We start from the raw sequence: 20,679 nt of genomic DNA on the forward strand, positions 1-20,679 counted from the left end.
ACCGTGCCAACTGCAGAAGGCCCACCAGGCAACACGGGGCGGACACGGTGCGAGGCATCGCTGCTGCCAGGGTGTTACAGGCATGTCGAAGAAATGTTGCGATTGCGCCGCGCCAAGCGCCGCAGGGCAAGGCGCCCGGCGGACTGTCGCATTGTTGTTACAGCCGTCGGCGCGGACTGCAACGGTGCGGCTTCAGCCGTGCATTCCTTGACGCGGCGCTCATTGCGCTGCCGTTTAGCGAAGCGCTAGGATCCGCCCAACAAAGGCCGCCGCGGTGGCCGTAGAGGTCCCGGCGGAGGGTGGCACGCCGGTGATTGGCTGACAGTCCGCCGACGGTGTCCGGATGCTGGGGGAAGCATGGCAGCGGTCCCGGAAGCTTCTACATCACGTTGCGTGCTGTGGTTTGGCGAGCCGTCGGCCAGCGAGCGCAGTGCGCTGGCTGCGGCGGGCTGGTATGTGCGCAGCATCCATCCTGATCCGGCCATGGCGATCGGCCTGCGCGGACGCGATCGATTGCTCGCCGTGCTTGATCTACGGCACCTGGATGCAGCCGCGCTGCAACTGCTGCTGCCGTGGATCGAACAACATCAGCACCTGCCATGTCTGGCGGTAATGCCGCCGAGTCCAGGTGCCGCTCCGCCCGCGTGGTTGCCGTTGCTGCAGCGCTGCCTGGCACGTTTTACGTTGCCGTTCGGGCTGCAGGACATGGTCAGCGCAATGCGCCAGCAGTTCGATGCTGACGACCCGCCGCCGGATGAAGCGTGCAATGGCAGCACGCCACGTGCACTGATCGGCGAGAGCCCGGCACTGCACGCGGTGCGTACCGTCCTGCACAAGTTTGCACCGGTCGAATTGCCGGTGCTGGTCACCGGCGAGACCGGCACCGGCAAGGAGCTGGCAGCGCATGCACTGCACGCGCTGTCAGGCCGCGCCGGCAGGCCGTTCATTGCGGTCAACTGCGGTGCGATCCCGGCCAACCTGGTGCAATCGGAACTGTTCGGGCACGAGCGCGGTTCCTTCACCGGTGCCGACAAGCGCCAGATTGGCGTGTTCGAGTCGGCCCATGGTGGCACCGTCTTCCTCGATGAGGTGGGCGACCTGCCCGCCGAAGCACAGACCAGCCTGCTGCGGGTGCTGCAGGAGGGCACCTTCGAGCGTGTCGGCAGCAGCCAGCCCCTGCGCGCCGATGTGCGGGTGCTTGCCGCGACCCATGTAGAGCTGGAGCAGGCAGTGGCGCAGGGGCGGTTCCGCAGTGATCTTTACTACCGGCTCAACGTGTTGCGGCTGCCGATGCCGCCGCTGCGCGAGCGCGGAGGCGACGTGCAGCTGTTGGCCGAGCACTTCCTGCGCTGCTTCCGCCTGCGCCATGCGGTGCGCGCACGTGGCTTCGCCCCGGCAGCGTTGCAGGCCCTGCGGCGCTTCGACTGGCCCGGCAACGTACGCGAACTGCTCAATCGCGTGCAGCGGGCGGCGATCATGGCCGAGGGCGAGCTGATCAGCGAGCGCGATCTGGAACTGGGCGCACCGGCCCCGAGCTTGCCGGGTGCGATGCTGCACGACGCACGCGGCCAGGCCGAGCGCGATGTGCTGCTGCAGACCCTGCGCCAGACCGGCTACAACGTCTCCGAGTGCGCGCGGCAGATGCAGATCTCGCGGGTCACGGTGTATCGGCTGTGCCGCAAGCACCGGCTGGAACTGCCTGCGCAGCGCTGATCAGCCGGCCGGCAGGTGCTTGAACAGGCGCAACGGCTTGCCCGCGACGCGCTCGATCACGCCCTTGGCTTCCAGGTCAAGCTGCACCGCCTTCAACCACCAACCGGCGGTGGCCCCTGCCGGGAACAGGGAGGCGGGCAGGTGCGGCAACAGCGCCTGTTTCGCCTGCGCAACCGTCAGGCCCGGCGGTTGCGCAGGCAAGCTCAAGAGCAAGGCGTGGCGCATGGCGAGATACTTGGCGCGATCCACGCGCTGGATGTGACCGGGCGTGGTGATGCTTTCGATCTCGATCCGCTCGGGCTCAGACATGGCTGTCTCCGGCGACCTCGATGCGTGGGCTGCGGAAGCCCATGGCGATCCACGCCTTCATCAACCGGGCATAGAACCGCAGTGACCGGGTCTTCAGGTTCGGCACATCGTCGAGAAGGGCAGACGCATCAGCAAGATCACTGACCATCGTCCGCATCTCCACGGCGGGTCTTGTCGATGCCGGCCACAACAGGCCATACAGACTCAGCCAATGGCCGCCGCTGAACTCCAGGAAAAGCGGCGTATTGCAGCAGCTCGCCAGGACGCGGCGGCTGCCGCCCCTGCTGGACAACCGCAACGCGCGCAGCAAGGGATGTCCTGCATCGATGCTGACGCGATCCTTGCGATGCATTACGAAATGCGTCTGGCCATGCGGGCCCAGTACGTCCGGCGCTCGAGGCATCGACTGCAGCATGGCGCCGGCCTTGCGGCAGCTGTCGCAGCAGCATTCGACGGTGGCAATGGGCTGGCCCGTGGCGGTCAGGCGGACCTGGCCGCAGGCGCAGGCGAGGGACTGATGGGAGGGCATCTACATTTTCTCCTGGGGTATTCATTCTCTCGACGAACCGGGGCTGCGGAAATCGACAACATCCACCGTCAAGGGCGCTTCATCTGGTAGCGGATGCGGTACAGATCCAGCCCTGTGCCGTCCGCGCGCCGCGCCGAATAGGTCAACGTGTCGGGTTGCGAGCCATCGAGCATCGCGCCGTAACTGTCGCCGGAGGCATCGTTCAAGGGGGCCGGCAACGCATGGCCCGCGTCATAACGGCCCCCATGAACGTAGGAAATGAACTGGCGCACCGGTGCATTGCCGAAGTCCAGAGCGCGGGCAAACACTACCGTTCGGCCGTCGCCCAGGAAGGTGGCATCGAACTCCTGTGCCGCGGTGTTTAGGTCTCCGGGCAGCGGCCGCGCGGGCTGCGCCACGCCACGGACCATCGCTGCGACGTAGAGGTCATGGCCGCCCGCACCGCCTGCACGATTGCTGGAGAACAGCAGTGTGCCTGCGTCCGGCGAGAGCATTGGCGCGAACTCATCGGCCGCGCTGTTCACTGCGGGGCCAAGATTGACCGGCTCCCCGAATCGACCCTCGCTACCCATGCTGACCCGATACAGATCGTCGCCGCCCTGGCCGCCTGCACGATCCGAACAGAAGTACACCACACTGCCATTGGCGGAGAACGCGGGATCGAACTCACGTCCCGGTGTGTTGAACGAGACCGGCGTCGCCGGTCGCCAGCGCTGCCCGTCGTGGCGCGAGACCCAGATGTCATACCCACCCGGACCTCCGGGCCGGTTGCGGCTGAACCACAGTGCGGTCTTGCCGTCGGGGCTCAAGGTCAGTCGAATCTCGTCGTACTGCGTGGAGGCAACGCCCGGGGCAAAGCGTTCGCCGGGGCCGACGATCTGCAGCACCCTCGATGGAGACGCGGGAGGCGACGCAGACACCAGCAGCATCACGGCCAGCAGCGCCTTCATGCCCGTCGCTCGAAATCGCTGACCCAGTTGGTTTCCCAACTACGCCCACCATCGGTCGAGGCCGCCTGTTCCCAGCGCGCCGAACGCGGTGTGATGCGTGACCAGATCACCCGCGTCTGGATCGCTCGCCCGTCGTGCTGGTCTTCGCCGAAGAAGCGGCCGACTCCGGCCTCGAAACCACCGCGCAGTGGTACGCCGATCCGGGTCGGCTCCCGGCCATCCAGCCACCAGCTCAGCCAGTGCCGCTCAGCCGCGTTCCAGGCGCGGATGCCCATGCCACGCAGCGGCGCTCCAGGTACGTGCATCAGATTGTCACCCACGTTGCCGAAGCCTCCCAGTACCGGCCAGTTGTGCAGGGTGCCGTTGAACACGTCCCAAGCATCGCTGCCTGCCAGCCGAGCGCGCAGGCGACGATGGCGCACGTTCCAATGGCCCACCAGGAAATCAAAATCGCCCGGTGCATCCGGCAGCCTCGGAAGTGGAGAGGGGGCCGCCGCAGTGCGGCGAAACCAGTTGCGCCAGTTCACTTCCCAGTGCGCACCGGCATCGTCGGAGAATGCCTGTTCCCACCACGGCTCCTCGCCGTGGATGTCATGCCAGCGGAACCACACGTCGATCGGGCGCCCGTCGATCCGGTCGGTGCCGCGGAAGCTGCCGGCATCGCCCTCGAAAGCGCCGCGCACGGGGGCTTCGATGTGGGCAGGGTTGCGGCCATCGATCCACCAGATCGACCACATGGAAGACACCGGATCAAACGCACGCACGCCCAGGCCCCTGTAGGGGCCCGAAGGCAGCGCCATGACGTTGTCATCGATGGTGCCGAGTCCGCCCAGGGTCAGCCAGACCGCGCTGGAGCCAGTGAAGGACTCCCAACGGGTATCGCCGGCCAGGCGCTCCTTGAGGCGTTGGTGCCGGACATGCCAGTTGCCCTGCAGCCATTTCCAGTCTTCGCTGTGGCTGGCCAGGGCCCACCCGGAGGGCAGGACGCTGGACGCCGCCGTAGCGGTCAGGGTGGCCAGGAACTGCCGTCGATCCATGTGCGTGATCCCCTACCGAAGGGCCTCCATCGTTGCGGGTGCGCGGGGGATTGACCACGCAGATATCGGGGCTCAGGCTAAGTCACACTTATGGTCACCCAACGCCAGCTGCCATCGCTTGCCGCCATCCGCGCCTTCGAGGCGGCGGCGCGGCTGGGCAGCTTCGCGCGTGCCGCCGAAGAGCTCGACACCACTGCGGCATCAGTGAGCTACCACGTGCGGCGGCTGGAGGCCCAGACTGGTACCTGCCTCTTCCTGCGCCACGCACAGCATGTGGAACTGACGGTTGCCGGTGCCAGCATCGCGCAGGAGGCTACAAGGGCATTCGATGCACTTCGTGCCAGTTTCATGCGCGGTGCGGACATGGATGCAGCGCGACTGCGCCTGTCCGTATTGCCAACGCTGGGCACCAGTTGGTTGACGCCGCGACTGGGCGGCTTCCGCGCGCGTCACCGGCAGCTTGTGCTGGAGCTGGATCTATCGGCGGAACCGCAGGACCTGGCAGCGGGTCGTTTCGACGCGGCCATCCGCAACGGGCATGGCGACTGGCCCGGCTTGCAGGCCACGCCCCTGTTTCCCAGCGTATTCACACCGCTGTGCGCACCGTCGCTGCTGCCAGCCGCACGTGACCTGGGTCGTGGCGGGCTGGATGTCGCGCTGCTCGGGCGACCAGACTGGTGGGCAGTCTGGTTCTCCGCTCATGGACAGATCCCACCGCCGGCGCGGGAGAATTTTGTTGCACCATTTGCTGTCGAGCACCTGGACATCGGTGCGGCGATTGCGGGGCAGGGGATCGCCATTGGTTCGCCGATCCTGTTCCAGGCAGAGCTGGACAGCGGGCGACTGGTACAGGCTCATCCAGGTGTGGCCAGTGACGGCCGCAGTTTCTGGTTCGTGGCACCAACTGCGCGCAGCGGCAGCGTCAAGGTCAGCGCGTTCCGTGATTGGCTTGGCGAGCAGGCGGCTGAGGCACGGCGTGCAGCACGTCATCATCTGGCCAAAGCGGTGACGCCATGAACCAGAGCCCCGAACTACTGCGGCGCCTGCTGCGCGCCAAGGACCGGATGGACCGCGCCAGCCACGAAGAGTGGTCAGTCGCGCGCCTGGCCGAGGTCAGTGCGGTATCGCCGGCGCACTTCGCGCGCTCGTTCAAGCAGGCCTTCGGGCTGCCGCCACACCGCTACCTGCTCAGTCGCCGCATCGAGCGGGCGGTGGCCATGCTGCGCGACACCGATCTGCCGGTGACCGAGATCGCCGCCCAGACCGGCTGGTCCAGCCTGGGTACGTTCGGCCGCATCTTCCGTGACATCACCGGCGATAGTCCGGGCAATGTGCGGGAGCGCGAGCGCGCCGGCCAATCGCTACCCGCCACCGTGCCGGAATGCCACGCACGTGCCGCGCAGCGCCCGGACCTGAACATCGCGGTGCTGGAAAAGCGCCGTCGCGCCGCAGTTGCCAGCGAACGCTCCGCGTAAGCAACCTCCCGCGATGCGCCTGAGGGAGTGCCCTCGAAGAGCATCAGGCTGGCACGGTGCCGGCGATCAGCGTGTCCGCCGTCTCCGCTGGCGTCTCCTCTGCCGGGTCCTCCAGCCCGGAAACATCAGTATCCAGCAGGCAGCTGGCGAACAGGCAGAAGCGGTAGGCGTCGGCGAAATTGGATCCGAGCCCGAATGAAATCCTGACCGCGCCACAATCTCCCTTCTCGAGGATCTTCTCGTCGAAGGTCTTGCAGTCGAGGATCTTTCCGGTCTTGTCCAGTTCGCAGTGTTCGGCGCCTGCCGTCGCGTAGGTCGCCTGCTGCACGGCACCGAGGTTGCAGAAACAGCCGTTGCGCAGGGTTATGCCGAAACGCTCTGCGGCGCGCTTGATGCGTGCGTGCGGCATGATCGAGCCATAGCAGTCGAAGAAGTTCAGCATCAGTGTTGCGCCCTTTAGCGCGGGAGGCGGCCCATAGATCCGGCACAGCGGCAGGTCACCCTTGATGCGGTGGCGAAGGGATGACAATCGCGTGTCTGTCCACGCCGCCAGGGCGCTTGAGCGCTTGGCCAGCGCTTCTACGCCGCCCATCGCGGCGATGAACTCGAAGCCTCTGGCGATCGCCGGGAAGGCCGCATAGTTGGGCGTGCCCACTTCGAAACGCTGGCCGGCGTCGCGGTAGAGCAGGCGATCGGTGGGCGACCACGGTCCCGAGTAGTAGCAGACGCCTCCGCCCGCGAAGGAGGGTGGCTTTAGCATGCCGAGGGCGGCCCGCCGGGCGAGCAGGCAACCTGCGCCGGTGGGGTAGCCGAAGATCTTGTAGAAGGACGCTACGACAAAGTCGGGACGATGGATCGTGCAGTCCAGCCGTGATTGCGGAACCCAGGCCGCCGCATCACACAGCACCCACGCGCCCTGCTGCTGGGCCTTCCCGATCCACGCCAGATCGTGGCGGACGCCGGTCGCATTGGACTGCGCCGGGAATGCCAGCAGGTGCGGCGCACCGCGCTGGAGCCGTTGCAACGCACGCTCCATCAGCCCGTCATGCAGCAGCAGGTCATCGTCCAGGGGGATGTACTTCACCATCGCCCCCTTTGAGGTGGCGTACTCCCGCAAGCCATGCACCGATGTGTGGTTGTCCTTGGTCAGCAGTAGCTGCGAACCCTGCTGGAAGGGGAATGATTCGGCCACCAGCCGAATCGCACTGCTGGCATTGGCGGTAAAGATGATCTCGTACTCCTCCGACGTGCATCCGAAGAAGGCGTAGATCTCATCGCAGGCCTTCTGGTAGGCAGCATGGGACGCCTTCGATCCGCTGTGCGGATTACCGAGAATGGTCTTCTTGAGCGCCTGGTAGTCCTGCTCAAGCAGGCTGTCAGGTGGCAGCGTTCCGCCAACATGATCCAGGTAGGTCACTTGTTGCTCATCCAGCCGCGCGTACTCATGCTGGCGCATTGTCTCGACCTGGTGCTCGGGATAAGCGGGATGGTCGGCGAGGAACTGCACCCTGGCATCGTGGAAGGCTGCCACGGCCTGCGCGCAGGATGGAGCTTGCGAGCCCACAGGGCACGGCGACGTCGTCAGGCGCGAGAGGTTGCGGAACTCGAGCAAGGGCCGGAAATCAGCGGGCGGAATGACCGTTGGCAGGGCCACACCCGTCGGATCCATCCTGCCGCTTATCAGCCAGGCCTCCACCCGATAGCACTGGTCTGGGACCTGTACATGGATCGCCTCCATCATCGCATCGAGGTGGCGTTCCCGGCTGGGGGTATCGCACTGATTGAACTCCTCCAGCAGGATGCACGCGTTGAAGAGGAACTCGCGGACATCAGCTTCGCCAAGCGAGAACGCGAGCGGGCGCAGCGCGGCGCATTCGCCGTCGCTGCGATCCAGCCCCTCGATCGCGAAGGCGCGCGTGATGGGGGACGGATCGGTCAGGCTCAGGGCCGCATCCATCAGTCGCGATGGCATGCCAAAGTGCCTCTGCGACTGCTGGCGTGCCAGTTCAAACAACTGGTTGTAGTGGAACGCCGTAGCATAGACCCTGCCTCCTGGGCGAAGTACGCGCCTGAATTCGCGGGCAACCCTGGCCTTGTCGGGAGGGAACATCAAGCCGAAACCACACACGATGATGTCGAAGCTGTTGTCCGCGAAGGGCAGCTCGGCCATGTCGACGTCGGAAAGCAGTGGGACGTCATGTTGAAGCTCGGCGCTCAATACGCTCCGGGCCACGTCCACCGCGATCGCCGACAGGTCCGTGGCGACCAGATTGAGGCCCAGCGGCTTGGTCAGGTCCTGGTACAGGTTGGCCGTTATTACCCCTGTTCCGCAGGCGACCTCCAGGATGTCGGTAGCACCCGGTGCGGCACGGATGTCCGCAGCGATCTCCTGCGCCAGCAGTTTTCCGTAAGGACGGAATATTCGTGGGCTCAGCACGCGCTCATAGAATTCCATGAAGGTGCTGAGCGACCAGTTTCGTTCGGATACCACCTTGCATTGGTGCGGCGAGACATCCTGCATGGCGCGCTCCAGGGAGGTGCAGAAGTGCAGCGGGGTGGGGAGTCGCGGCCCTTATCGCACGCCTGCTGAAACGCTTTGAGTGATTGATATCACATAATGCGCACTTAATATTTCTGGAAAATGCGTACTATCACGCATTCCCGCATTCATGGGGACGGTCGCCGGCCGATACCGCAGTTTTGGAGAAGCGCTGCCGGCAACGGATTGCTAACGTGGACCGCACCTGAGGGAGGTCCCATGACAAACACTGTGAACACGGTCGGCCTATATGTGCGCGACCAAGATGAAGCGCTTGCGTTCTACGTCGACACGCTTGGCTTTGAGGTGCATACCGACGTACGCAATGGCAGCTATCGCTGGCTTACCGTACGCAGCCCCGGCCAGGACGGTTTCCAGCTGGGTCTGTTCGTGCCAGGCCCGCCCACCCATGACGCGGCTACGGCTCTGGCGCTGCAGCAGCTGGTGGCCAAGGGCGCGATGCCACCGCTGGTGCTGGCGGTGGAGAACTGCCGGGCGCGCCATGTGGAATGGCTGGCCAAGGGCGTTGAGTTCACCCAGGAACCGATCGAACGCTATGGTGCGGTGGATGCGGGATTCCGTGATCCATCCGGCAATGGCTGGAAAATGATCGAAGCGCGGTCCGAGGCGAGGCGCCAGCAATGAATCGCGGCCACTGGGCACGGCCTGTGCACCGCTGGACATCGATTGTGTTCACACTGGCCGTGGTCGCCAATTTCGTGGCGCGCGCGATGGGGCAGGGCGAGCCATCGGCGTGGATTACCTATGCGCCACTGCCACCCTTGTTCCTGCAGCTGTTGACCGGCCTGTATCTGTTTGCCCTGCATTACGCAGGCAAGCGCCGCAGCGCCTGGCTGGGCGCTGCGGGCTGAGAGCGGATCAGGCGACTGCGTCGACCGCATGGGCGGCAAGCAGGGCGGGCAGGTCTTCCATGCGCTGGAAGATCACCTGCGCGCCCGCGGCACGCAGGGCCTCCGGCGTACTGTGGTGCGGACCGCCTTCGCTGAAACCGAATACGGTAGCGCCAGCGGCCACACCGGCCGTTGCGCCGGTCACGGTGTCTTCGATCACCGCGCAACGCTTCGGGTCCACGCCCAGCGCAGCGGCTGCGGCCAGATAGACATCCGGATGCGGTTTGGTGTGCGGCATGTCCTGGCCGCTGAACACGTGGGCACCGAAGGCATCAAGGAGGCCGACCTTGCCCAGTTGCAGCTTCACCTTGTGCAGGTCCGCACCGGACGCGCAGGCGATCCTCCCGCCGGTGGCGGCGGCGATCGCACGCACGGCCTCGGGCGCACCCTGGATCGCAACCAGGTCGCGTTCCAGTGCCCGGTTGCGCTGCTGGCGGAATGCTTCCAGCCATTCCTCGGTGAACGGCTTGCCGGTGCGTTCTTCGATCAGTCCGGCCAGGTGGGCCACGGACTGGCCCAGGAACACCTCACCGGCCTGCGCCGGGGTCAGCGGCCAGCCGCGCTCGGTCAGCATCTCCGAGAGCACGCGGGCTACCAGCGGCTCGGAATCGACCAGTACACCATCGCAGTCGAACAGCACGGCATCGAAGGGGAAACGGGACATCTACAGCTCCTGGGGCAATGCGGCGGGGCAATCACCCGTCATTTTCCCACAGCCGCGCAAGCGGGGCACCCGTGGCCATGCCGGGCGCCCCGCACCCCTGCATCAGGATGCTCAGCCGAGATCGCAGCCAGCCGGCTGCGGCCAGGTGGTGGCCGGCAGCATGTTCTTGAGCGAAGCCGGTGCGTTGATCGCCACGTAGCTGGTACCGAGCAGCTCTTCCAGGTCGGCGATGGTCACCAGATAGTTGTCCAGGCTGCCGAGGTTGGCTTCATTGGGGATGATCCAGCTGATTGCCTTGGCGGTGCCGGTATTGGGGTCTCGGGTGATGATCGTTTTCCAGAAGAACTCCGGCGTGGGAATACCGTGGCTGGCCAGGAAGTAATCGTTGGAGGCATCGCCATAGACTACGCCGCCGTAGACATCCACCGGCGCGATGTCGCGGTAGCACTCGGCCACGTTTTCGGCCTTCACCCAGATGCCCTGGTTGAAGCTGGACACCTGCGGAACGATGTTGGTCATGTAGTTGGCGCGACGGATGTAGGTCGCGTTGTAGTCCATGTGGTTGGAGGTCACCAGATGACCGCGGTCATAGCCGCTGCGGATGCTGGCATACGACGCGGTGCTGTTCTGGCCGAGGCAGCCGGCCGGCAGGTCCGGGTCTTTGTAGAAGCTGGACGGGCGCGCGGCGGAGCCGGTGTCGGCGGTGAGCGTGTACTCGTAGCGGGTGGCACTGTGGATGCTGCAGTCGTAGGTGAGCACGAAGCCGCCCTTGTTGAGGGTAACGACCTGGGCCTGGGCAGCGCCAGCGAAGGCGCTGAGGACGAACGCGAAGAAGAAGCTTGCAAGGCGCATTGCGGTTCTCCAGCAGAAGTTCAGGGCGCAGCCGTCCGCCACGACCATGCCGGGGCGAGGTCATGTGGAGACGTTGCGGAGTCGGGTGCTGCGGATTGCGGTAGGACCTGGCCGCACGGGTCGGGCCGTGCAGGCCCTGCGGTGTCGTAAGCGTCACAAGCTGTCGCCTTTCGGTCAACGACGAAAAGGCGAAGCTGTGACCGCCCGCAAGCACTGGAGATGTGTCAGATCAGGAGGCGGAGACTGAAACGAGCGCATGCTACTGCAGACGCGCCTCGCAACGTGCAGGCTGTGCCCTTCCCCCGCCAGATTTGAGCCATCACCAATCTGGGATTAAGGTCGCATTTCTATTCAGGTGGCCAGGCTAAGCTGCGGCTGGGGAAGTCGGGCTGCCAGCACCGATGGGCCGCGCAAAGCGGGCCAGGTGCATACAGGGAAGGAGCTTGGACATATGCGCAGTTCGAAGGCCGCGTCGTACGCAGCGCCGGTGGCCGCCATCTTGGGTGGCTTTGGCCTGATCCCCTTCAGCGTCTCTCACCCAAGGGCGGCATCAGGCCGAGTGCTCGGTCCCATCCGGCCGATAACATCGTCGGGTCGAGCTCCATTGAGCCTCTGTCGACGATGCGAATCCGCTCATTGGACAACCTGCACAACCCTATCTTCGCAATTGTCCATGAGTGCAAATGCACTCATCCGCGTCGTGTTGGTCGACGAGTCGCGTTGACATATCCAATCACCTTCATTGCGTGAACTTCGGCCCAACAGCACGGGCGCGATGATGATGTTCCACGTTTCGAGAAAAGAGGAGCGGACGATGCACAAGCAACGCTGGAGGAAGATGCGTGGGCTGGTGGGATTGCTTCTGACGACACTGGGCTTTTCGGTGTCTGCCAAACCCGGCGATATCGATCCAACGATCTACTCCTATTCGCGCGCCTATGGCGTGACAGAAAGGGAAGCGGCCCAGCGACAAACGGCTACGATGAGGGCGGGGCAGCTCGAAAGACAGTTACAGGCCCTGCATCCTGAGACGTTTGCGGGTCTTTACATCGAGCATGTGCCTGACTTCCGCGTAGTGGTGAAACTCACTTCCACGCCGATACAGACCCTGCGAAGTTTCACGACGGATTCACGCTATACAGCTGTGATCGCCCCTCAATCAATGGAGATGATGCACGCGGTGCAAGACGAAGGAGACGCACAGTTGCGCTCCGCAGGCATCGAGTTTATGTCGGGCATCGACATCAAGCGATCCATGGTCACATTCCACGTCAAGGATGTTGACAGAGCAACCCGTGCAATGTGGCGTCTACTGCGCGCAGTTGACTTCGTCGAGCTATTGCCCACCACCGGCTTTGTGGAGACCACCACCATTTCCGGAGGGCACCGGATCAATGGGTCTCCCCAACGCTGCACCACTGGCTTCAACGTCTTCGATGCCGATAACGATCTTGGCATTACAACTGCCGGTCACTGCGACAACGTGGCAACCTACGTTGGCCTTTCTTCACCACTTGTATTCCAGTCCGAGAACAATCAAGGGGACTACGATGTACAGTGGCACAAAGAGCCGAGTTCGGGCGCACGCCATGCCCAGAAGAATCAGATCGAACTGGTTGCCGGGCCGACTCCGACACTGGACATTACCAGCACCCTGCCATCCACTTCTCTTCCAGTGGGCGCGTCAGTCTGCAAGAGCGGATATGCCGGCAGCTACATGTGCGGCACGATCATCGACAAGAATTCGCACTCGAACCATAATAATGCGATCGGAAATTACATCCGCGCCACTAGCACGACAGGCGATGCGATGTCAGTAGGAGGCGACAGCGGTGGCCCGGTGTTCGTAGGGAACGCAGCGGTCGGCATCATCCACGGGCGCGGCGACCCGGGAACGGCTTACAGGAATGATCTGTTCTACATGCCCATCGAGCGCATCTCGTCCCTGGGTCTGACGGTACTCACCGAATCGTTCGATATCGAGAAAATCGACGAAGTGTCAGGGCGCTATGCATCGAACATTCCCGTGGAGATCGACTTTCGGGGTAAACCCAAGTTTCCGCTGACGCTCTCCATCACCTCTGTCAACTGCCTTCCGTCGCAGCCATGCGGAACGTGGTCCTTCGACTTCCCTGAGAAGACCCAGACGCCATTTGTGTACGCCTGGTCCTGTGCGCTCATCGAAGGACTCTGGTGGGATAGCCCACCCATTACCGCCATTCTGCAGAGCTCGCTCAAGGATGCGTCCGGTCTGGAAACTTCAGCGGTGGAACACAAGGTCAATTGCTCTGTCTTCTGATGTTGGCATGCGCTGCGTTCACTCAGCTGGAAGGGCCTGTTGAAAGTCGCCGTTGCGCCGCCGTGTCTCACCCCCACTGATGGGGAATGAGGCATGTTGACGTCCATCCATCCTTAAGTGAGAAGGAGCGTCACAGTCTCGATCCGCGTGAAGCCGCGATGCGTCATGTTGCGTCGCAAGGTGCCACCCACCATTCGCACTGGTACGGTCCAACCCGTTGCATCACAACCGACGGGGACAGACGACGATGCGCAAGGTATTGCTGCTGTTGATCCTGCTGACCGGGCTGGCGCCCACCGCCTGGGCGGCCACGGTCAAGACCACCCACCGCACCATTCCCAGCTGGGATGGAACCCCTCTCGGGGCCTTCGTCATCGAACCGCAGGACGCAGGCAGCGGTCGCTATCCGCTGCTGGTGATGCCCAGCAGCTGGGCAGTTCCGAGCGTCGAATATGTGGGCGTGGCACAGTCATTGGCGCGACGTGGCTACGTGGTCATCAGCTACAGTTCGCGCGGATTCTGGGAATCGGGCGGCGCCATCGACATTGCCGGGCCGGCCACTGTCGAAGATGTCAGCGCCCTGATCGACTGGGCGCTGGACAACACCCGGGCTGATCCGGCGCGGATCGGCGTCTCCGGCATCTCCTACGGCGCCGGCACCAGCCTGCTGGCGGCGGCGCGCGATCCGCGCATCAAGGCCGTGGCGGCCCTGAGCGGTTGGGCCGACCTGCAGGCGTCGCTGTACAGCAACGACACCCCCAGCGCACAGGGCATCGCCCTGCTGGTGGCAGCCGGGCTGGCCACGGGGCGCCCAGGTGCGGAGCTGGCCACCATCAACCGCAGCGTGCTGCTGGGCAACTACCAGGGTGCGGTGGATTCGCTGTTGCCGGTTGCGGCCCAGCGCAGCCCCGGCGCCAGCATCGACGAGATCAACGCCAACCAGCCAGCCGTTTTCCTGGCCAACGCGTTCAACGACAGCCTGTTCCCGCCGGGCCAGCTGGTGGATTTCTTCAATCGCCTGAAGGGCCCCAAGCAGCTGCAGCTGCGCCACGGCGACCACGCACTCAACGAGGCCTTCGGTGCGCTGGGAATTCCCAATGAGGTCTATGACCAGGTGGGGGCGTGGTTCGATCACTACCTGAAAGGCACGCCCAATGGGATCGAGCGCCAGGCGGCAGTGCAGTTGAAGTCGCAGAAGGGCAGCTGGGGCCGCTATCCGGACTGGCAGGCCACCAACAGTGGCGCCGTCAGCTACGGGCTGACCGCACCGGGCGGGTTGCTGCTGCCCACTGGTGGCCTGGCAGAGAACGGGCGTACCACGGGCTGGAACTATCGCATCGGCAGTGGCCTGCTGACGGCGGCCAACTCCGGCATCGCGATGGCGTCTGGCGCGCTGCAGATGATCAATCTGCCACCGGGGGCCTATGTGCCGTTCGTGGGACGCAATGCCGCCGGTGTCTGGCAGGGGCCGATCTACTGGAGCGCCCGGCGCCTGGATGGTGCCCCCGAAGTGCGCGTGACCGTCACCCCCAGCCGCGCCAACACCACGCTGTATGCCTACCTGTATGCGGAAGATGTGCTGGGCAATGGCCAGCTGATCAGCCACAAGCCCTACACGCTGCGTGGTGCCACGCCGGGCCAGCCGAAGACGCTCGACCTGCGCCTCGAAGCAAGCAGCTGGAACATTCCGGCCGGCAGCCGCCTGACCCTGGTGGTCGATACGGTGGATCTGCGCTATGCCGGCATCAGCCAGCTGGGTGGTGCGGTGACCTTCAGTTCGCCCGCCAACGCACCTTCGGTACTGAAGGTGCCGCTGCATTGATGGGGTGCCGCGCCCGTTGCGGCGGGCGCGGCACAGCATGCGGGAAAGCTGCCAGACTGCAGATTGATCCAGGGTAGGGTTGAATCGATGACCATCGCAGGGCTGCTGATCGGTGCGCTGCTTGCTGCACCGAGCGCGCAGGATGCGCCGACCGACTGGTCGGCCACGCTGATGAAGGATCTGGATGCCGCCGACGCGGCCATGCGCGGCAGTCATCCAGGCATGGTTGACCGGCAGAATCCCGGTTTCGTTGCGCAGCTGGACGATGCGTTGGCGCTTGCACGCTCACGCACCGGCAAGGTCGGCAGTTTCGCCGGGTACTGGTGGGCGATGAAGGGCTATGCGGCGGCGTTCAATGATGGCCATGTCAGCCTGAATGCACTTGCCGGCGCGCCCGAGCTGCCAACGCGTTGGCCCGGCTTCCTGACCGGCTTCGACGGCGACAGGCAGGTGGTCATGACCGTGGACGGTGGCCCGGGCCATCCGCCGCTGGGGGCACGGTTGCTGTCGTGTGATGGCAGTGATGCACAAACACTGGCTGCACGCCGGGTGGGTGACTTCAGCGGGCGCTGGAACCTGCAGGCCAGCCGCATCCTGACCGGTGGCGAAGTGATGCTGGACCAGGGCAATCCGTTCGTGACTACGCTGCACACCTGCATGTTCGGAGTGGGTGGGCATGAGAAGGCCTATGCGCTGCGGTGGCAGCCGCTGCAGGCAGCACAGCGCAAGGAGCGCCTGGCCGACACCCGCCGCAGTTTCCGCCCGGCCAACGGCTGGCATACGATGCCCGATGGCGGCTACTGGATCATTACCAGCAGCTTCAACGCCGACCCGACCGAGCAGAATTTCAGGCAACTGACCGGCCTGCTTGAACAGCTTTCGCTGAAAGCCGAAGCACTGCAGCAGGCGCCGCTGGTGGTGCTCGACGTACGTGGCAACAGTGGCGGTGCTTCGCATTGGAGCATCGAGCTGGCGCGGTTGATCTGGGGCCGCGATGCCGTGGATGCGCTGCCTGACCACAGCTGGGTCGAATGGCGGACCTCCGATGCCAACATCGCGCAGCTGCGCGGGTTCCTGCAGAAGTTGAAGCAGGCGCCCGACGCATCGCCCGAGCTGCTGCGCATGCTGGAAACCGTGACGTCGGGAATGGTGCAGGCAGCTGAGAGAGGGGAGGCGCTGTGGCACGACCCTTCCAGCATCCCGGCAGGTGAGGCATCGAAGCCGGTCCGTGCCGGATCAACGCGCAGCGGCAGGGTAGTGGTACTGGCCGATGCCTCGTGTGGCTCGGCCTGCCTGGATGCACTGGACCTGTGGAAGCAGCTGGGTGCGGAGCAGGTAGGCGTGGAGACCTCGGCCGACAGCCTTTACATGGATGTACGGCCGGAACGGCTGCCCAGCGGGCTGGCCAGGATCTCGGTGCCGATGAAGGTTTTTCGGGGACGGGTGCGTGGTTCGAATCAACCGCACGTTCCCCATCGCCGGTATGAGGGCGACATGAGAGACACTGCGGCACTGGAAGCATGGATATCGGGCAAATGATCCGGGCCTGACGGCTCGGTAATCAACTGCACAGGAGCGTTAAACCTTTTCATCGGCATCTGCATCCAAGCTGCGATGGGCACAGCGCCCGCTGCGCCACGCTTTGGGAAGGAGCCTCTCAATGCATGCAATTCCTCGCGCAGCATTCCGATGCATGGTGCTGATCCTGCTGGGGCCGCTCACGGCCAGCGCTGCGGTCACCGAGATTCCCTTCGAACTGGACAAAGACCATCGGATCTACGTTGAAGGCTCAATCAACGGTTCGCGCCCGCTTCGCTTCCTCATCGATACCGGCGCATCGGCGCTGGCGGTTGCCAAGCACGTTCAACAGGATGCAAAGCTGGTCATTGACGACCAGAGCGAGAATACCGGCTCCGACGGAGTGACGTTTCTCGACTACAGCACGCATAACTCCGTCCAGGTCGGCGCCATGCGACGACCGATGGGAGCCGTAGTGATCGACTACCAGGGGAGACCCTTCGATGCGGTGCTGGGCTGGACCTTCTTCCTGGGAAGGGTTCTGGAGATCGACTCCGACCGCAGCGTGCTGCGCGTGCATGACGATCTTCCCGAACTCGTCGGGTATGTCAGGGCCAACGTGCGCTGGATCGACAATACCCCGGCCATCCAGGTAGCGCTCAGCAACGGCAGTCGTACCTTCATGCCTTGGCTTGCACTGGACACGGGCAGCAATGGCAGCATCGATCTGGCCTATGCATTCGGTGCTACCCATGATCTGCAGGCGGCGTTCCCGGAGCGGTTGGGAACATCACAGTTCAGCGGCAGCGCGGGCCGCAGGATCAGGGCGGTGGACGTGCGCGTGCCTGTGGCGACCATTTCAAGCCTGCAGCTGAAAGATGCCAAGGCCTCGATCACCCTTGATGACGATGGCTCCGGCGGTGAAGGAATTCTTGGCAGCGAGGCGCTGCAGCAGTTCAATCTCCTGCTCGATACCCGCACCGGCAGCGTCTACCTTCGGCTCAATCAGGGCACTGCGGCGCGGACTGCAGAGTAATCGGGCTACCGGTCCGATCAGCGCCGGACGTCGAACTGCTCGCTCTCCAGCAGCGCCCGGACCTCGGCCTCGCGCACGGGACTGAAGTCCCCGGGAATGGAGTGCTTCAATGCGCCTGCGGCCAGACCGAAACGGACGGTGCTCTCTGCATCGAACCCAGACACCAGGCCATGCAGGATGCCGGCCGCAAATGCATCGCCGCCACCAATCCTGTCAACGATGCCGGGCAGTGGTCGCGAGGGTGCCTGTGCGCGGGTGCCGTCGCGCCCCAGCAGCAGTGCGCCCAGTACGTGATGGTCGGCACTGACCAGCTCGCGCTGGGTGCAGGCCAGCCACTGCAGCTGCGGGAACGCGGCAAACGCGGCCGCTGCAGCGGCCGACGTGCGCGCGATGGGGGTGTCCTGAGCGAAGCGCAGTCCCAGCACCAGTTCAATATCGCGATGATCGGCAAAGACGATATCCGCTTCGGCGAACAGCTCCCGCAGGATGGCGGCGGCGTTGCCGCCCCAACGCTGCCAGAGCGAAGGTCGGTAGTTGCCGTCGAAGGACACACGCACGCCTGACCTGCGTGCGGCCCGTGCAGCGCTCAAGACGGATTCGGCCACATTGGCGCCCAGCGCCGGACTGACGCCGGAAAGGTGCAGCCACTGCGCATCACGCAACAGCGTTGGCCAGTCATGGTCGGCAAGTGCAGTGTTGGCGAATGCCGAACCTGCCCGGTCATACACCACTTCACTGGCGCGCTGCAGCGCGCCGGTGGCCAGGAAATACAGGCCCATGCGGTCTCGGTCGACTTCACGCAGACCTGCCACGCCCACACCATGCCGCCGCAGCTCGGCCACGGCATGCCGGCCCAGCGCGTTGCCGGGCACCGTACTGACCATCTGCACATCGTGGCCGAAACAGGCCAGTGAGACCGCCACATTGGCCTCGGCGCCCCCCACGTGGACCTGCAGCTGCGGTGTCTGCAGCAGCAGTTCACGACCGGGTGCGCCAAGGCGCAGCAGCAGTTCACCGAAACAAACGACGCGGCTCATCGGTTCTCTCTCATTCGGTGGGGGTGCAGCCCAGCATGCGCAGATCGATGGCATCGGCCATGCGCCGGTAGCCTTCGTCATTGGGGTGCAGGTGGTCGCGGGTGATGTCGTTGGGCAACGATTCCACGGCCTTCGGGTCACGCAGCGCGGCATCGAAATCGATGATGCCATCGAACCCGGTCTTCCCACCGCGTGCCCACTGGTTGATCGAGGTGCGGGTCGCTGCGGACACGGGCTCGTAGCGCTCGGAACCACCGAATGGGGTCAACGTACCCAGCCAGGCGCGGATGCCGTGCGCATGCAGTCGCGCTGCAACCTGCTGATAGCCCAGCAGCATGTCCGCCGCACTGCGTCCAGGCAGCGGCTGCGTGTCACCACCGTGGCGGATGTCATTGATGCCCTCGAACAGGATGACCTGATCGGCATCGGCCACCGCGATCACATCGCGATCCAATCGTGACAGCGCACTGTGGCTGCGGCCATGGTCAAGCAGCTTGTTGCCGCTGATGCCCTGGTTGAGTACCACGAACCGGTTCGGGCAGGCCTGCTGCAGGCGCTGCGCCAACCGCTCCGGCCACTGGTTGAAGGTGCCGCGGCGTGCGGTGGCGCCTTCCGTGATGGAATCGCCGAGTGCCACGATCACCTGGGGACGATCAGCGCGCTGCACCATCACGGCCGAGAACACGTTCTGCTGGTAGCTCAGCCGCACGCTGTCGGCAACCGATGTCTGCCTGCCGTCCGCTACCCGCACTTCGGTGCGGCGCACGGCGGGATGGGTAGGCTGCGGGAAGTAGGCCGTTACGCTGATCTCCTGCAGCGCCGCCACCGGCATCCGCACCGGGTCGCTCAGCAGCGCGGCTCCGACCGGCACCTCGATGACCGCGCGGCCATCTACCGTTACCGGCAGCGGTGCGGCCTTGCCGTTCTTCACTCCCACGCGCAGGTCCTCGACCCGCAAGGGCGCCGTGCCGAGCTCGTTGCTGATGCGCAGCCGCAGCGCATCGCCACGGCTGCCGATACGCATGTCCTGGCGCACGGTCTGTGCGGCGAACTGTACCGGCGCATCGGACGTTCCGTCCTTGCGGTCGGGCGCGGGCGCGGCCGTCCAGGCAGTGACCCACACGGGTGCGGCCCACACAGCGGGCGCCGTCATGGCGGAGCAGAGCGTCAATGAAAACAGAAGTGTCCAGCGCTGCATGGGCAGGAGTCCGGTCAGGTGTCAGGAGAAGTAGGTGCCGCCGTTGACGTCCAGATTCGCACCGGTGATGAACGCCGCCGCATCCGAGGCCAGGAATACGGCAGCGTCGGCGGCTTCGTCCGGTGCCCCTTGGCGGCGCAGCGGGGTAGCGCCAGCAACGGCCGTGCGTACTTCCGGCTTGGTGAACTCGTCATGGAAACGGGTGGCGATCATGCCGCAGCACAATGCATTCACGCGGATGCCCTTCGGCCCCAGCTCCTTGGCCATGGCACGGGTGAAGGTCATTACTGCCGCCTTGGCGGTGGCGTAGATCGATGCGCCCGGGCCGCCGCCATCACGACCTGCCTGCGAGGCGAAGTTGACGATGGCTGCGCCGTCGCGCATGTGTGGCACCACCGCGTGCGTGGTCAGGTAGGTCGAGGTCAGATTCAGGTCCATCACGGCGTGGAAGAACGCCGGGTCGATGTCGGCCAGCGGCCGACGCTGCACCATGCCACCGGCCACGTTCACCAGCAGGTCGATACGCTCGCCGAACGCGGCCTGTACCGCAGCGACCAGGCCGGCCACGGCGGCGGCATCGGTGACGTCGGCGCGATGCACGATGGCCTGGCCACCGGCCGCCTGGATCTGTGCCAGCGTTTCCTGGGCACTGGCTTCATCATGGGCGTAGTTGATGCAGACGCGTGCACCGGCGGCAGCCAGTTTGATCGAAACGGCGCGGCCGATATCGCGGCCACCACCGGTGACAATGGCCACCTTGTCCTGGAACGACATGCGGAAAACTCCTTGG

19 protein-coding genes and 1 pseudogene are annotated in these 20,679 nt (G+C 64.8%); 9 read left to right on the forward strand and 11 right to left on the reverse strand.

Annotated elements, in window-relative coordinates; translation table 11 throughout:
- Positions 1 to 357 precede the first annotated feature (357 nt).
- Positions 358 to 1,713 (forward strand): sigma-54 interaction domain-containing protein, encoded by a 1,356-nt coding sequence (locus tag AC0Z6F_RS08390; RefSeq protein WP_006368468.1) that lies wholly within the window; start codon positions 358 to 360, stop codon positions 1,711 to 1,713.
- Here the strand turns inward: AC0Z6F_RS08390 and AC0Z6F_RS08395 are convergent, their stop codons facing one another.
- From AC0Z6F_RS08395 to AC0Z6F_RS08415, 5 genes and pseudogenes are all read right to left on the reverse strand, one after another.
- The gene (locus AC0Z6F_RS08395; RefSeq protein WP_006368465.1) at positions 1,714 to 2,022 is read right to left on the reverse strand and encodes a DUF6958 family protein; all 309 of its coding nucleotides are present in this window, start codon (positions 2,020 to 2,022) and stop codon (positions 1,714 to 1,716) included.
- A complete protein-coding gene (locus tag AC0Z6F_RS08400; RefSeq protein WP_485617119.1) occupies positions 2,015 to 2,374 on the reverse strand; it encodes a GFA family protein in 360 nt (119 codons plus the stop codon). Before AC0Z6F_RS08400 ends, AC0Z6F_RS08395 begins: the two co-directional genes overlap by 8 nt.
- Before the next feature lie 75 nt (positions 2,375 to 2,449).
- Positions 2,450 to 2,551, reverse strand: a pseudogene (locus AC0Z6F_RS08405) (GFA family protein); the annotation flags it as partial.
- Positions 2,552 to 2,619: 68 nt separating this feature from the next.
- Positions 2,620 to 3,501, reverse strand: a complete 882-nt coding sequence (locus AC0Z6F_RS08410) for a TolB family protein (RefSeq protein WP_180889214.1) — start codon at positions 3,499 to 3,501, stop codon at positions 2,620 to 2,622.
- Positions 3,498 to 4,538, reverse strand: a complete 1,041-nt coding sequence (locus tag AC0Z6F_RS08415) for a hypothetical protein (RefSeq protein ID WP_485617033.1) — start codon at positions 4,536 to 4,538, stop codon at positions 3,498 to 3,500. The genes AC0Z6F_RS08410 and AC0Z6F_RS08415 overlap by 4 nt, the downstream gene beginning before the upstream one ends.
- A 90-nt stretch (positions 4,539 to 4,628) precedes the next feature.
- Between AC0Z6F_RS08415 and AC0Z6F_RS08420 the strand changes: the two genes are divergently transcribed.
- Both AC0Z6F_RS08420 and AC0Z6F_RS08425 read left to right on the forward strand, forming a co-directional pair.
- A complete protein-coding gene (locus AC0Z6F_RS08420) occupies positions 4,629 to 5,555 on the forward strand; it encodes a LysR substrate-binding domain-containing protein (RefSeq protein WP_485617034.1) in 927 nt (308 codons plus the stop codon).
- Positions 5,552 to 6,013, forward strand: coding sequence for a helix-turn-helix domain-containing protein (locus AC0Z6F_RS08425; RefSeq protein WP_485617035.1), 462 nt, complete (start codon positions 5,552 to 5,554; stop codon positions 6,011 to 6,013). Before AC0Z6F_RS08420 ends, AC0Z6F_RS08425 begins: the two co-directional genes overlap by 4 nt.
- A 43-nt stretch (positions 6,014 to 6,056) precedes the next feature.
- Here AC0Z6F_RS08425 and AC0Z6F_RS08430 read toward each other — a convergent pair whose 3' ends face one another.
- Positions 6,057 to 8,534, reverse strand: coding sequence for an aminotransferase class V-fold PLP-dependent enzyme (locus tag AC0Z6F_RS08430; protein WP_485617036.1), 2,478 nt, complete (start codon positions 8,532 to 8,534; stop codon positions 6,057 to 6,059).
- A 237-nt stretch (positions 8,535 to 8,771) separates the two neighbouring features.
- Between AC0Z6F_RS08430 and AC0Z6F_RS08435 the strand changes: the two genes are divergently transcribed.
- Positions 8,772 to 9,197 carry a VOC family protein gene (locus tag AC0Z6F_RS08435; RefSeq protein WP_006368453.1) on the forward strand — a complete coding sequence of 142 codons (426 nt, stop codon included), beginning with the start codon at positions 8,772 to 8,774 and terminating at the stop codon, positions 9,195 to 9,197.
- The gene (locus AC0Z6F_RS08440) at positions 9,194 to 9,424 is read left to right on the forward strand and encodes a hypothetical protein (RefSeq protein ID WP_485617038.1); all 231 of its coding nucleotides are present in this window, start codon (positions 9,194 to 9,196) and stop codon (positions 9,422 to 9,424) included. The genes AC0Z6F_RS08435 and AC0Z6F_RS08440 overlap by 4 nt, the downstream gene beginning before the upstream one ends.
- A 7-nt stretch (positions 9,425 to 9,431) precedes the next feature.
- Here the strand turns inward: AC0Z6F_RS08440 and AC0Z6F_RS08445 are convergent, their stop codons facing one another.
- Positions 9,432 to 10,127: an HAD family hydrolase gene (locus AC0Z6F_RS08445; RefSeq protein WP_153675695.1), complete on the reverse strand. Its 696-nt coding sequence runs from the start codon at positions 10,125 to 10,127 to the stop codon at positions 9,432 to 9,434.
- A 111-nt stretch (positions 10,128 to 10,238) separates the two neighbouring features.
- Positions 10,239 to 10,979 (reverse strand): DNA/RNA non-specific endonuclease, encoded by a 741-nt coding sequence (locus AC0Z6F_RS08450; RefSeq protein WP_448123008.1) that lies wholly within the window; start codon positions 10,977 to 10,979, stop codon positions 10,239 to 10,241.
- Between the two features lie 814 nt (positions 10,980 to 11,793).
- Here AC0Z6F_RS08450 and AC0Z6F_RS08455 point away from each other — a divergent pair.
- From AC0Z6F_RS08455 to AC0Z6F_RS08470, 4 genes are all read left to right on the forward strand, one after another.
- Positions 11,794 to 13,278 carry a S1 family peptidase gene (locus AC0Z6F_RS08455; protein ID WP_012511136.1) on the forward strand — a complete coding sequence of 495 codons (1,485 nt, stop codon included), beginning with the start codon at positions 11,794 to 11,796 and terminating at the stop codon, positions 13,276 to 13,278.
- Positions 13,279 to 13,525: 247 nt separating this feature from the next.
- Positions 13,526 to 15,100 (forward strand): S15 peptidase family protein, encoded by a 1,575-nt coding sequence (locus AC0Z6F_RS08460; RefSeq protein ID WP_153675691.1) that lies wholly within the window; start codon positions 13,526 to 13,528, stop codon positions 15,098 to 15,100.
- Positions 15,101 to 15,187: 87 nt separating this feature from the next.
- Positions 15,188 to 16,639 carry a S41 family peptidase gene (locus AC0Z6F_RS08465; protein WP_485617039.1) on the forward strand — a complete coding sequence of 484 codons (1,452 nt, stop codon included), beginning with the start codon at positions 15,188 to 15,190 and terminating at the stop codon, positions 16,637 to 16,639.
- A gap of 154 nt (positions 16,640 to 16,793) precedes the next feature.
- Positions 16,794 to 17,654, forward strand: a complete 861-nt coding sequence (locus tag AC0Z6F_RS08470; RefSeq protein ID WP_448123005.1) for a retropepsin-like aspartic protease — start codon at positions 16,794 to 16,796, stop codon at positions 17,652 to 17,654.
- Between the two features lie 17 nt (positions 17,655 to 17,671).
- Here AC0Z6F_RS08470 and AC0Z6F_RS08475 read toward each other — a convergent pair whose 3' ends face one another.
- Genes AC0Z6F_RS08475 through AC0Z6F_RS08485 form a run of 3 tightly spaced genes read right to left on the reverse strand, consistent with a single transcriptional unit; the run spans position 17,672 to position 20,663 of the window.
- Positions 17,672 to 18,691: a sugar kinase gene (locus AC0Z6F_RS08475; RefSeq protein WP_012511132.1), complete on the reverse strand. Its 1,020-nt coding sequence runs from the start codon at positions 18,689 to 18,691 to the stop codon at positions 17,672 to 17,674.
- 10 nt (positions 18,692 to 18,701) lie between these two features.
- Positions 18,702 to 19,889, reverse strand: coding sequence for a GDSL-type esterase/lipase family protein (locus tag AC0Z6F_RS08480; protein WP_485617040.1), 1,188 nt, complete (start codon positions 19,887 to 19,889; stop codon positions 18,702 to 18,704).
- Between the two features lie 21 nt (positions 19,890 to 19,910).
- Positions 19,911 to 20,663, reverse strand: coding sequence for an SDR family NAD(P)-dependent oxidoreductase (locus AC0Z6F_RS08485; protein WP_049461094.1), 753 nt, complete (start codon positions 20,661 to 20,663; stop codon positions 19,911 to 19,913).
- Positions 20,664 to 20,679: the final 16 nt, after the last annotated feature.

It is taken from the genome of Stenotrophomonas sp. 1L-E-5-B-C3 (assembly GCF_057292075.1).

Coding starts and splice junctions, on each gene's coding strand:
- AC0Z6F_RS08400 (WP_485617119.1), bottom strand. CDS start 2,374: ATGCATCGCAAGGATCGCGTCAGCATCGATGCAGGACATCCCTTGCTG.
- AC0Z6F_RS08415 (WP_485617033.1), bottom strand. CDS start 4,538: ATGGATCGACGGCAGTTCCTGGCCACCCTGACCGCTACGGCGGCGTCC.
- AC0Z6F_RS08445 (WP_153675695.1), bottom strand. CDS start 10,127: ATGTCCCGTTTCCCCTTCGATGCCGTGCTGTTCGACTGCGATGGTGTA.
- AC0Z6F_RS08395 (WP_006368465.1), bottom strand. CDS start 2,022: ATGTCTGAGCCCGAGCGGATCGAGATCGAAAGCATCACCACGCCCGGT.
- AC0Z6F_RS08440 (WP_485617038.1), top strand. CDS start 9,194: ATGAATCGCGGCCACTGGGCACGGCCTGTGCACCGCTGGACATCGATT.
- AC0Z6F_RS08480 (WP_485617040.1), bottom strand. CDS start 19,889: ATGCAGCGCTGGACACTTCTGTTTTCATTGACGCTCTGCTCCGCCATG.
- AC0Z6F_RS08420 (WP_485617034.1), top strand. CDS start 4,629: ATGGTCACCCAACGCCAGCTGCCATCGCTTGCCGCCATCCGCGCCTTC.
- AC0Z6F_RS08485 (WP_049461094.1), bottom strand. CDS start 20,663: ATGTCGTTCCAGGACAAGGTGGCCATTGTCACCGGTGGTGGCCGCGAT.
- AC0Z6F_RS08425 (WP_485617035.1), top strand. CDS start 5,552: ATGAACCAGAGCCCCGAACTACTGCGGCGCCTGCTGCGCGCCAAGGAC.
- AC0Z6F_RS08430 (WP_485617036.1), bottom strand. CDS start 8,534: ATGCAGGATGTCTCGCCGCACCAATGCAAGGTGGTATCCGAACGAAAC.
- AC0Z6F_RS08410 (WP_180889214.1), bottom strand. CDS start 3,501: ATGAAGGCGCTGCTGGCCGTGATGCTGCTGGTGTCTGCGTCGCCTCCC.
- AC0Z6F_RS08455 (WP_012511136.1), top strand. CDS start 11,794: ATGCACAAGCAACGCTGGAGGAAGATGCGTGGGCTGGTGGGATTGCTT.
- AC0Z6F_RS08470 (WP_448123005.1), top strand. CDS start 16,794: ATGGTGCTGATCCTGCTGGGGCCGCTCACGGCCAGCGCTGCGGTCACC.
- AC0Z6F_RS08450 (WP_448123008.1), bottom strand. CDS start 10,979: ATGCGCCTTGCAAGCTTCTTCTTCGCGTTCGTCCTCAGCGCCTTCGCT.
- AC0Z6F_RS08475 (WP_012511132.1), bottom strand. CDS start 18,691: ATGAGCCGCGTCGTTTGTTTCGGTGAACTGCTGCTGCGCCTTGGCGCA.
- AC0Z6F_RS08390 (WP_006368468.1), top strand. CDS start 358: ATGGCAGCGGTCCCGGAAGCTTCTACATCACGTTGCGTGCTGTGGTTT.
- AC0Z6F_RS08460 (WP_153675691.1), top strand. CDS start 13,526: ATGCGCAAGGTATTGCTGCTGTTGATCCTGCTGACCGGGCTGGCGCCC.
- AC0Z6F_RS08435 (WP_006368453.1), top strand. CDS start 8,772: ATGACAAACACTGTGAACACGGTCGGCCTATATGTGCGCGACCAAGAT.
- AC0Z6F_RS08465 (WP_485617039.1), top strand. CDS start 15,188: ATGACCATCGCAGGGCTGCTGATCGGTGCGCTGCTTGCTGCACCGAGC.